Annotated in this window: 6 protein-coding genes; 2 read left to right on the top strand and 4 right to left on the bottom strand. The window is 51.7% G+C overall.

What is annotated here, in order from left to right:
• Positions 1-82: 82 nt before the first annotated feature.
• The 3 genes from FGF66_RS01305 to FGF66_RS01295 all read right to left on the bottom strand — a co-directional run bounded on the left by FGF66_RS01305 (position 83) and on the right by FGF66_RS01295 (position 1,686).
• Positions 83-484, bottom strand: coding sequence for a hypothetical protein (locus tag FGF66_RS01305; RefSeq protein ID WP_139455885.1), 402 nt, complete (start codon positions 482-484; stop codon positions 83-85).
• Positions 485-639: 155 nt separating this feature from the next.
• On the bottom strand, positions 640-1,194 hold the full coding sequence (locus tag FGF66_RS01300; RefSeq protein WP_139455884.1) for a bactofilin family protein: 555 nt from the start codon (positions 1,192-1,194) through the stop codon (positions 640-642).
• A 228-nt stretch (positions 1,195-1,422) separates the two neighbouring features.
• Positions 1,423-1,686 (bottom strand): hypothetical protein, encoded by a 264-nt coding sequence (locus FGF66_RS01295; protein ID WP_139455883.1) that lies wholly within the window; start codon positions 1,684-1,686, stop codon positions 1,423-1,425.
• Positions 1,687-2,880: 1,194 nt separating this feature from the next.
• On the opposite strand from FGF66_RS01295, the gene FGF66_RS01290 reads away from it, so the two are divergent.
• Together FGF66_RS01290 and FGF66_RS01285 are read left to right on the top strand one after the other, a co-directional pair.
• Positions 2,881-6,693 (top strand): PAS domain-containing sensor histidine kinase, encoded by a 3,813-nt coding sequence (locus FGF66_RS01290; RefSeq protein ID WP_139455882.1) that lies wholly within the window; start codon positions 2,881-2,883, stop codon positions 6,691-6,693.
• 39 nt (positions 6,694-6,732) lie between these two features.
• Positions 6,733-7,473 (top strand): response regulator transcription factor, encoded by a 741-nt coding sequence (locus FGF66_RS01285; protein ID WP_139455881.1) that lies wholly within the window; start codon positions 6,733-6,735, stop codon positions 7,471-7,473.
• A 92-nt stretch (positions 7,474-7,565) separates the two neighbouring features.
• On the opposite strand, the gene FGF66_RS01280 is transcribed toward FGF66_RS01285, so the two are convergent.
• Complete coding sequence (locus tag FGF66_RS01280; RefSeq protein WP_139455880.1) at positions 7,566-11,759, bottom strand: PAS domain S-box protein; 4,194 nt, start codon at positions 11,757-11,759, stop codon at positions 7,566-7,568.
• Positions 11,760-12,142: the final 383 nt, after the last annotated feature.

Genomic DNA, 12,142 nt, shown 5'->3' with positions numbered 1-12,142 from the left:
TTTATGCTGTGGCGCAGATTAAACTAAAAAATGATGTTTTATTCAGATGCTTTCTCTCTCTTCTGACTTTGAAAAAAAGCTCTTATGCTCTTGATGTATTCAATGATTTTCGCCATTTCACCAGAATGCCAAGAGCGATCCCCACTCCGATCAGGACTATGTTCGATGACTCGGAAAGATCCGCGCTCAAGGCGACGTTGCTCTTTACATTATCAGTAGCCTCACAGATGTTGTTCTGCTGTTCATTACTGACAGGCGTGAGCATGATATTGCCGTTACTGCCATGTGAGAAATCGACGAATGTTTCATCGACTTTTGAAATATGATTTCTGGTGGCGCCTGCGTTGCCATTCTCTGTCGTACCAGTATAAGTAATCGTTTGCCATCCATCGCCATAGTTGACGTCGATGCTGGCCATTTTCGCAAAAGCCTGATTAGTCAAAAACAGCCAGAGTATAGCAAGAAGAAAAAGCGCTTTTTTCAAAATAGTATTATTTTTTTTGATGAGTGTTTTTTTTCTGGCCTGCTGACTTTGTTATTATATACGCGTCTTCGCAGGGCATCATGGGTGATTGAGGTGTTCGAGTGATGTATGGATACTCTGCGAAGAGCAACGTATAGAATCAGGTTCGAGCTTTATTAATTGGATACAGCCAACCGGGCTTTATTGTTTAATTTTACCGGAGAAGATTCGGCAACCTGAGGTTCGTACATGCTTATGTTGCCCGAAACCTGAGCTCCCGCATTGACATTTAAAATATTGATAACGAGATCGCCATCAACGCTTCCTGTTGAGGATACAAGACACTCGCCCGAAACTTCGGCGTTGCCCTTGAAAACTCCACTCACGATCAGGGCGTTTGCTTTGATGTTGCCTTCGATAAGACCGCCATCTTCGAGCATTATGTTGCCGAGAGCGACGATGTCTCCGACAACTTTTCCCTCGACTTTCAGATCGCCTTCAATCATGAGGGTCCCTTCTATAGCCGCACCTTTCGCAATTAGGTTCATGGTGTTTGTTGATGTGTTGATGTGATTTTTAGTCGAGTTTTTGTCTTCAAAGTATTTTATACCATTCTTGACTTTTACAAGATCAGGGGTTGGCGTTTGACCGTTTGCCTGCGGACTTGACGGGCGCGAATCGTTATCTGCAACGATTTCCTTTTTTATGATTGAAAACAAATTGTTTCTCATAGTCTTCAAGGGATGATGTTGTATTTATAATAAATAATGATTTACAAGGCTCTTGAATAACCGGTGAGAAAAGATTTTTCAGAGAATTTGAAAAAATTATTCAGGTTACCCAGTATAAGCATCAATAAATATTGTTGCGATATTGTTCTCAACAATGTAATGCATTTAGATGCCCGTGCGTCTGAGTTCCTCATTTTATAATTTGTTTCCAAATTAGCTGTTTTGGTTTCAGAAACCTTTATTTCTAAAAAAAAGGAACCTCTTTTTGTTTTTTTTATCTGGCTCAAAGTTGCGCCTGTTTTTTTCTATATATGTAGAGAGTCCTTTTCCCTTTTTTGCGCATTTTATCATTTGATCGACATGACGTTTTCCTGCTTCATTATATCGAAAAGTTCGCATTTCACCGCTAAACCACTCAAGACAAATCCAGTCATCGCCATAATCAAAAGAGACAATTGGTGACAAAAGGTTGATATTTTGATACGGTATCATAATAATCTCCGTTTTGTTGTGATGGCAAAGCAGCTAAATTATGCGACAGTATCTGATTTATTGATAACTCGGAACACTTTACGGCGTTACTACGGCGCAATATTTGTCTGACGTTTGATTTGAGTTAACGGGGTTTTGGTTGCAGGTTTTCTGTTGTTACGCTCTTGAGATTGCCGTTTTGCTCTGAAAATGCATCACCCTTTACTTTATTTTTCTCTGTAAGTACTTGAATGAATTTAAGAAAAATTATAATAAATGCAAGAAATATAAGGAATATCGGCGGGTTATTATAGGAAAAATACTGTAAAATACTATAAATACACTTCTATATATATTGATAAAATATTGATATTTACTCTATCAAGAAGAAGGGGCAAGGGCAAAAGAGAAGAAAATATATAACCGCTAACTTTTTATTTATCAAGCCTTTGAAGGCCCTATTCAGGGAGAAATCCTGAATAGATTTGACGGCGATATACAGTTCATTCAATGCTGCCGAAGGATTAATGGGTAACGGCGCGCTAATATATTTTAATTCAGGAGCGAGGCCGCACGTGTGTGACGTCGGCATTCTTGTTTGAGAAGCTGAAATAAAGTGCGTTATGACTCTTCAATGCTGGCTGTTTTGCTTGTCATTCCTGGCCGGAGGGCGTCGGATCGGGTCGGAACAGGAATTCAAAGCCATGTAAGATATTGTAGAAATATTAGTTATTGTGATGTTTACTGCACTGGGTATTTTCACGATGCTTTGCCTGGAGGATGCCTCTAAACACTTATTGCGCGTTCCGATGGCTGCGTTGCGCGGTAATCGAAATTCTCAGCCACTCCGGTACACTTCGGTTTCTGCGCTTTTTCCGCCATGCACTCGGTTTCGTATGACATTTTTTAGAAGTTCTTTTAAGCACCACTTTTCAGGTTCAACCCGAGTCGTTTCTCTTCATTGAACTGATTTTATTACTCCGGCAACAATAAATCGCCAAGAGATGCAGCAGAAGGCTCTGTCATTCTGAATGAATGGACGCGCAATGGAGAATCTATCTTATTGAACAACAAAGAGTTCCATATTCTTCACTTCGTTCGGAATGACAAGCGGCAAGGCGTCCGGCGTTCGATGATGTTGATACTCTTGATGGTCAGAGTAATAGATATTGACGTAATAAGGCGTAATATACGGTGCTTGAAAAACTTTTAAACATGATAGAAGTGATAGTATTCGCTACTCGTGCGTTTGTCTTTTCTGCGTTTTTCATGAAAAAATGTAACTTTGGTTTCAAAACAGCTAATTCCCCGGTTGCATACGTCGTGGCTCTTTATTCCGGAATACATTTCCGAATGAACCGGACAACGGTTTTCAGCGTAATGACGCCTCTGAAAAGTGTCATGAGCGCTTCGAGTGCATGGTTGCTGGATCGCGCAAACCGGAGCGTACACGGCGTACATGAGGATTTCGAGCACCACGCAACGCAGCCATCGGATCGCGCAACCGGTTTTGAGAGCTGCTCGCAAGCACGAACACAGAATATTTTCTCTATACTTTCTCCAAGGCGCACAATCCGATCTTTTCCGATGCCGATAACCACCAGCAAGAAACATCAGGCGGAAGAAAACGAGCTGCCAACCGTTTTTTCCTTACTCGAATCACTGCAAACACCAGCTTTTATCATCCATCCGGATGGCCGGAGTCTTGCTGTCAACTCGCTCTTTGCTTCGTGTATCGGGAAAACGCCAGATGTGTGTATCGGTCAAAATATATACGGCTTGTTTGTCGAGGATTGCCGCCTGTCGCCATTGGCCGGAGTTCTTGAAACGCAGTGCGCTTCGGTGCTCCTGTCCGGCAAGGGTGGCGTGTTCGAAGATGGCAATCTTGCCTGGAAGGTGACGCTGAATCCGGTTCGCTCGGCAACAGGCGCGATAACGAGCCTGTTTGTCTCGCTTCAGGATATTGCGCGGCCAAGAGAGCGAAGCGAGGAAAGCCTGAGCCTCCAGAAGGAAAACATCACGCAGGCGCTGGATAGCGCTCGCGCGGGAATCTGGGAATGGGAGCCGAAGACCGGTGAATTCGACTGCTTTGGCGAGGTCTGGTCGATATTCGGTATTGAAAAAAAACACCAGAGTCATTGCATCGACCGTTTCAGGGAGTCGATCCATCCGGATGACCGTGAAAGAATTTCCCGCTTGATCTCCGAGCCGCTCGACACAGAATGCGCTCTCGATATCGAGTTCCGGGTCGCTCAGCCTGACGGTTCAGTTCGCTGGATCATGATGAGAGGCAAACCGGTATGCCGCGCCAATGGCGGGCCGGATCGTTATTTCGGCACCATTATCGATGTTACCGAACGCAAGCAGCTTGAGGAAGAGCTGAGCCAGAGCCGAGTGATGATGGAGCAAGCCCTTAAAGCTGCGCGAGCAGGCATCTGGGAAAAGGATTTGAAGAATGGCGCGCTTTTCTGGTCCGATACCATGTGGACGCTCTTTGGTCTCGACAGGAGCCGGGAGTCGCTCACCTTCGCGCTCTGGGAGAAAGTGCTTCATCCCGATGATCGCCATAACGCGATGGAGAGCGCTGCGCAGGCTATCAGCGCCGGAACCGAAATGAACGTGGAGTACCGGATATGCCACGCAGACGGATCGGTACGATGGTTCATGTCGAGGGGGATGCCGGTCTGGAACGAGGATGGCGGTTATGACCGCTATCTTGGCACCGTCATCGATATTACCGGGCGGAAGCTGCTGGAGCAGGAGCTTCTCGAAAGCAAAAGCGTGTATGGTTACGCTCTCGAAGCGGCGCGCGCTGGCGTTTGGGAGTGGAATCTGGAAACCAATGAAAATACATGGGATGACGAGATGTGGCCATTGCACGGCCTCTGTCGGAACGAGGGCCTCAAGCCCTCCTTCAGCCTCTGGACGGACTCGATTCATCCCGATGACCGGGAGATGGCCATCTGGGGGGCCACTGCCGCCGCCCGGCAGCAGCGCGAGCTGAATATCGAATACCGCACGATTCACGAGGATGGTTCCATCCACTGGCTCATGTCGCGCGGCAAACCAAGGCCAGACGGGTATGGCAAGCGCGTGAGTTACATCGGAACGGTGATCGATATTACCGACAGAAAAATTGCTGAAATCAGGCTCAGCGAAAGCAAGTTCAGATTCAATTTTGCTCTCGAAGTCACCGGAGCGGGCATCTGGGAGTGGGATGTTCAGACCGACCGACTCTTCTGGTCCGACCAGATATGGAAGCTGTACGGCCTTGAATCGCAAGGCAGCATTTCGTCGCACAAACTTTTCGGAATCAACGTCCATCCCGAAGATCGCGACCGGACGTTCCAGACCATCACGTCGGCCTCGAAGCGGCGGGTGGATTTCAGCGCCGAGTACCGCGTCTGCCATCCCGACGGCTCCGTTCACTGGCTGATGTGCCGGGGCGTGCCGTTGCAATCGACCGATAAACTGCCCGGTAGCTATCTCGGAATGATCATGGATGTTACCGATCGCAAACGGGCCGAAGAGGAGCGGCGCAAAAGCCAGAAGCAGCTCAATCTGGTGATCGAGCAGGGCGATATTGGCGTCTGGACGATCGATCTCCGGGACTTGAAGGCGCAGCGTACGCTTCAGTATGCGCGTATTTTCGGCTACGATTCGGTCGATGCAGAGTGGTCGCTGGAGGCGTTTCTCGACCATGTCGTTCCGGAGGAGCGCGAAACGATCAGGGAAAAGATCAGGCAATGTTGCAAAACGCACCTGAACCATACCTTCGAGTGCAAGATACGCACGGCCGACAAGCGGTTGCGATGGATCTGGGTATTCGGCACGTTCAACTACGACACGAGCACCCGAACCTATTATCTTTCCGGCATCGTTCAGGATATTACCGTCCGCAAGCAGGCCGAGCTTCTGCTCAAGGAGAGCGAGCAGAAATTCCGGAACATCTTTGAGTTTTCGCCGGTCGCCATTGGCATTGGAGACAACCGGGGCGGGGCGCTGTTCGATGTCAACGCCTCCTGGCTCAGGCTGTTCGGTTATTCGAAAGACGAGGTGATCGGCAAAAAGCTTGGCGATCTCGGCATGTACCTCAATACCGGAGATCACTACCATATCATTCACGATCTCCGGGAGCATGGGCGGGTTTCGAACCGGCAGCTCGAACTGCGAAACCGCGAGGGCAAGACGATTACCGTGCTCTTTTCCGCCGAATCGATCACCATCGCCGGCCAGAGCAACATGCTGCTCATGATGAGCGATATTACCGTTCAGGAGCTTCAGCAGGCGAGCATCAACCAGCTCGAGCGAGCCGTGGCCGAACGAACGGAGCTGTTGCAGGAGGAGGTGGAGCGCCTGAACCGTTTTCTCAGCATGATTTCGCACGAATACCGTACGCCCTTGGCGATCATTCGCGGCAACCTCGATCTTATCGTGCTCAAGCACAAAGGCGGAGATTACTCGCAGCAGCGCGAAATCGACAAAATCAAGCAGGCGATCGACCGGCTGGTGGAGGTGATGGAGGTTTCGATTCAGGAGAGCCGCCTCCGGGAGTCGAGCGAAGGTCTGGTCGTGACCAACGTTCAGGTCGAGCCGACGATTCTGTCGCAGCTCGAAGCCTTCCGCTCCATGTGGCCGGAAAGAGTGATTCGCTATGCAGGCCAGCTCGATGGAGCCGAAATCATTGGCGAGCAGGGGCAGTTTGGCATGGCGATTTTCAATCTGCTCGACAATGCCAGGAAATACTCCCCGGCGGAGTCGCCGATCGAACTGGAGTGCCGCGTTGAAAACGGCGAGGTGATCATCACCATCCGGAACGAGGGCAAAAGCATTTCCAGCACCGAGACCGGCGAGTTGTTCGAAAAGTACCGGCGCGGCAGCAATGCGGCCAACACGGGCGGAGCGGGCATTGGCCTGTGGCTCGTCAAGGATATTATCGAGCACCATCACGGCTCGGTGACGCTCCGTGGAACCGGGTCGGGCGTCGAAGCGGTGGTCACTTTGCCTTTGGCCGGGAACAAAGTTTGAGTTAATTATCCGGCAACGTTATCCATAACCGACTGTAACATGGCTGATCATTACAAGATTATCGTTGTCGAGGATGACCGTGATTTTCGCGAAAGCATGGTGGAGTATCTCTCGCTTGCCGGAATCGACGTCACCGGGGTCTCCTCTGCGCTTGAGTTTTACAACAGCATGACAAGGCAGCCGTATCAGATTGCGGTGCTCGACATTGGCTTGCCCGACCAGAATGGCCTGGTGCTGGCGGAGTTTATCCGCAAGAACACCGATACGCGCATCGTGATGCTCACCGCGCAGGCCTCGCTGGACAGCAAGATCAGCGCCTATCGCTCCGGAGCCGACATCTACCTGGTCAAGCCGATCGATTTCGCCGAACTGGTGGCTACGATTCAAAGTCTTCTTGGACGCATCAATGCCGATGCGGAGCTGGAGGGCCAGGAACAGCGGCAACCGGTCGAGCGCCAACCGGCGAGAGCGAATGAACCCGTCGGCTGGTCATTGCTGCGTCAGGAGTGCTGCCTGCTCGCGCCGCAGGGACGCAAGGTTTCGCTGACCTCGAAGGAGTTCGATCTTTTGGAAAAACTGGCCGCGTCGGCCAGTGAGGTCGTGGAGCGGCAGGCGCTTTTGCAGGCCCTTGCCTACGAGAACGACGAACTCGGCAACAAGGCGCTCGATGCGCTGATTCACCGGCTGCGGCGCAAAAAAGATGAACTCGAAATCCGGATTCCGCTGAAAACCATCCACGGCGTCGGCTACTCTTTTGCCGAGCCGATCGTCATTGTCTGAATTTCCGCCCGAACCCTCCCTCGGCGTACGCAACGCCCTGAGTGCATCGCTATCAAAAATCAGCGCCGCGCCCGGCGGCCGATCCTCCACCGTTACAGATGCGCCGAGCCGCTCATGACCTCCCGGATCGCCTCGGCGAGCTTGTTGAGCCTTACCGGTTTTTTGAGCAGTTTGCGCAAGCCGTAACGGCTGAGCGCGGCGGGGTTGTCGATGTTTTTGCCATAGCCGGTCATCAGAATCATCCTGAGTTGCGGATTCAGCTCATGCAGATTTCGCGCCAGCTCGATGCCGGTCATCTCCGGCATGGTGAGGTCGGTGATCACCAGGTCGAAGGCGTCCGGATCCTTGCGGAACTCGGCAAGCGCCTCGATGGGCGAATTCAGGGTGATGATATTGAATCCGAGATGACCCATCATGACGCGCATGACCTCCGCGGCGGCCAGCTCGTCATCGACAAAAAGCACCCGTGTTTCGTTCTGCTTTTCCAATGGCGTGAGATTGGTTTGCCTCGTTACTGATTCTTCATCGATCACGGGAAGAAATATCCGGAAGGCGCTGCCTTTGCCGGGCGTACTCTCGACCGTTATATCGCCGCCGAGGCTGGTGACGATACCGTGAACTACTGACAGTCCGAGTCCGGTACCCTTGTTGACCGGCTTGGTCGTGAAGAACGGCTCGAATATCCGTTCCATTGTCTCCTCATCCATGCCGTGCCCGGTATCGGTGACGCTGAGCTGCGCGTAGCGATCGGCCTTCAGGTTCGGATGTTGTTTATGAAACTCGCTGTCCAGCCTCATTTCGGCAAGCTCGATGGTGATTTGCCCGCCCGATTCCATCATCGCCTGGAAGGCGTTGGTGCAGAGATTGACGATGACCTGATGGAGTTGCGTCGGATCGGCCAGTACGTTGCCGCACTCTCTGAACCGTGTCTGGATGGAGATGGTTACGGGAATCGTGGGGCGCAGCAGTTTCATGGCCTCTTCGACGATGGACTGCACGTTGACCACGACCGGCTCCGGCTCTTCCGACCGGCTGAAGGTCAGAATCTGTGAAACCAGATTCTGCGCTCGCTCGCTGGCCAGCATGATCTGCTTGAAGAACTCGTGCGCCTTGCTCTCTTCGGGCATCATGACGACGCCCATCTCCGCATAGCCAAGGATGGGGGAGAGAATGTTGTTGAAATCGTGAGCGATTCCGCCCGCGAGCGTGCCGATGGTTTCGAGCCGCTGTATTTTTTGCAGGTTTGTCTGGAGCTGTTGATTTTCCTCCTGCGCCTGCACCCTGTCGGTCACGTCAAAGAGGATGCCGTCAATGCCTGAAAAACGGCCATCATCCGAAAAGACGGAGGTGCTGCGGTTTTCGACCCATTTGACCTCATCGCCTGGAACCGGAATCCTGAACATGATCGTTATCGAAGTCTGGCTGTCGTGAAGTTTTTTGAAGGCATCGGCAACAAGCTGGCGGTCTTCAGGATGGACGAATGCAATGGCATCGTCGAGTGACTCCAGATTGTTCGCCTGAATCAGGGCTTGCGACCAGGGCTGTATGCCACTCGACAGTAATCTGGCGCTCTTGTCTTTCGACAAGTGAAAAACGAGGCCGGGAATATTGTTGATGATGGCCTTGAACTCTTCGCTGACCCGTTTCTGCAGGGCGCTTTCGTGCAGGGCGGCTTCGGCCTGTTTCAGCTCGGTGAGATCGACCACCGTGGTGCGCATCCCGGCAAATTTTCCCTCTTTTCGTATAGGCGTATTGTACAGCAGCAACGGCATTCTGCGCCCATCCCGCATCACAATGGTATATTCGTTTCCTTTGGGGATGTAGCCCGGATAGAAGATTTTCTGCTGGTTGGCCACGGCCAGTTCGAGATTTTCCGGCCAGCAGAAGCTGAAGGCTGAAATTCCCTCTTCGACCTCTTCCGGAGAAACATCGAAAAACTCTATTCCCGAAAGGTTGATGTAGTTGACGATGCCCTGCAGGTCTGTTTCGAAGAGCGGGAAGGGAAGGTATTCGGTCAGCTCGCGGAACTTCCGCTCGCTTTCGACCAGCGCGGCCTGGCTTTTGACGCGCTCGGAAACATTGCGGGTGATGCCGAAGAGTACCGGTTTTCCGTCCCAGACGCCGTGCGTGATCTTCGTTTCCACCGGGATCGTCTCGCCCGATTTCATGAAAAGGGGAATATTGCAGAGGGTGTCAGTGCCGGCAAGCATCTTTTCGACTCTTTTTTGCGCCTGTTCGCGAAGCTTTGGCGGATGGACTTCGAGCACGTTCATCGTGCGCAGTTCATCGAGCGAATAACCGAGGGCGCTCACCGTCGCGGAGTTGGCGTGCAAGATGGAGCCGTCCTCGGCGAGAATGAAGAGCATATCGTCGATGGACTCGAACAGCGTTTCGAGATTCCGGTTCACCGTGCCGACCTGTTCTTCGTGCCGCGCCTGCATGATGGCCGCGCCCATATGCGACGTCACGGTCTCAAGGGCTTTGCGCGCATACTCCGGTACATGATCGAGCGTATGCGAGCCGATATTGAAGGTGGCGACGGGGCGGTTTTTGCTGAAAACCGGCAGTATCGCGAAGCACTTCAGCTCTTCATTTTGCAGAAGGTATGTTAGCCGGTCACTGACGGCGGGGTTTTCGTCGCTGTACACGGCTTTGCCAGAGGTCGTAAGCTGGTACTCCGGAGTATCGTACGTGAATTGGGTCATCTCGCCGAGAAGCGCCTCCGAAAGACCCACCCAGTGGAAAAGATTCAGGCTGTTTTCGCTCTCATCGAGCAGATAAACGGCGCCGCTATCCATTTCCGAAATCTCCATCGCGGTCTGGAGGCAGTGCTGAATGGTCTCTTCGAATGAGTTCGACGCACTCAGCTTCAACGCGAGATCGAGTTCGCTCTGGATGAGGTGTTCGACCTGCTGGCGTTGCAGCGCGTTGGCGATGATGCCACCGGCCAGCGCCAGGATCGAGGCTGAATTCGACGGCCATTGCCGCTCTTCACGCACGGCGTCGAAGCCGATGTAGCCGAACGGCACGTTGCCCGATACGAGCGGAATGAGAATCAGGGATTGTATATCCTGCTGTTCGAGAATCTCCCGCTCCGTGGCGGCTTCGTCCGGCAGCTCCGAAACCTTCGGTACGATAATGACCTCGCCAGCGGTGATTTTTTTCGTTGACCATTCGAACTCGGCGGTCGGAAGGTGCTGCAAAATATCGATCTGCGGTTCGATGTCTTGGGCGCACCACTCATGGGTGTTGTCCATGAGTTTTTGATTGTCGTAGTACTGAAAAATATAGCTCCGATCGGCATGCACGAACTCTCCGATGGCCTGCAACGCCTTGTCGATCATGGCGTCGATCTGCTCTGCCGAGGCGCTGATGAACTGGTTGGCCAGCGTTGAAATCAGATGCTCGAACCTTCGGTTGTAGGCAACTTCCTGTTCTGACTGCTTTCGTATGGTGTTGTCGAGCACATAGCCTTCAAAGCTGGTAATGCCGCCCTCGATATTCCTGATGATGGTCGTGAAGTCGTAAATCCAGGCGACCTGGCCATCTTTGCGGGTGATCCGGTACTCCTGTTCGAAAGAAGTCCGGGCCGGTTCTGAGGAGTAGCGTGTCACTTCATTCAGAACCTTGTCGAGATCGTCCGGGTGGACAATATCGTTATACGCTATGATTCCCGAGGTGAAGTCGGCGGGCGAATATCCCGTCAGCATGATGACGTTCGGTGAGACATATTCGGCTGGATAGCCTTTGCTGTTCAGCCACCGGAACACCGTGACCGGCCCTTCCAGAAAGAGATTTCGCTCTTGCTGAAGCTTCTCCTCGACATGTTTGCGTTTCGTGATCTCCTGATGCGAGCCTGCCATGCGAAGCGGCTTGCCCTCGGCGTCACGCTCGAACACCTTGCCGCGGTCGAGAATCCAGACCCAATGCCCATTTTTGTGCCGCATCCGCACTTCAGCTTCATAAAAATCGGTTTCGCCGCGAAAGTGGCTTTCGATGCGAACGGTCGCTTCGCGCAGGTCTTCTGGATGGCTGAGGTTTTCCCAGGTGGCGATTGTAACCTGCCCAAGCTCTTCCGGGGTGTAGCCGATCATTTCAGCCCAGGCTCTGTTGATGGTAACGAGGCCGGTCTGGATGTTCCAGTCCCAGTATCCGGCTTTCGTGCCTTCCACAACCAGGGAGAGCCGGTTCAGCTCTTTTTTCAGCTCGGCATTCTCGGCTTCGAGGCGGCTGACGGCTTCTTCGTTCTCGATGCTTGCTGTAATAATCGGGTTTTTTTCTGCCATGAGTTCCATTATCGACGAAATTACCGTAGTGCCGAGGCTACGGACTTACTACAACGGCGACTTCTCTTTAGAATATAAAGAGCTTACAAATGTCACAAATGTAACAAACGGGCATTTATGAACTATTGTTAATCACGTTTAATTCCATAAAAAATCGAGCGATTCTATCTTGTGTCTGCCGGAGTTATTCGCCCAATGCCCGAATCGACGATCTGAAAGAAATTTCCTCCGTGAAGTAATACGTGTAATCACAACATAATGAACGTAATGACGAGGGCGTTGCTATCGGCAGGAGGCAGAACTTGCCCGGCATCCGGATCGTGAGGGCGTCTTTATTCGTCAACGTGATTTTGACGTGCAGTCATCGGTGACAACCTGAAATA

This window comes from Chlorobaculum thiosulfatiphilum (assembly GCF_006265165.1).
Lineage (GTDB): Bacteria > Bacteroidota > Chlorobiia > Chlorobiales > Chlorobiaceae > Chlorobaculum > Chlorobaculum thiosulfatiphilum.
The sequence above is the reverse complement of the archived record's forward strand: the minus strand, read 5'-3'. Positions and strand labels throughout refer to the sequence as shown.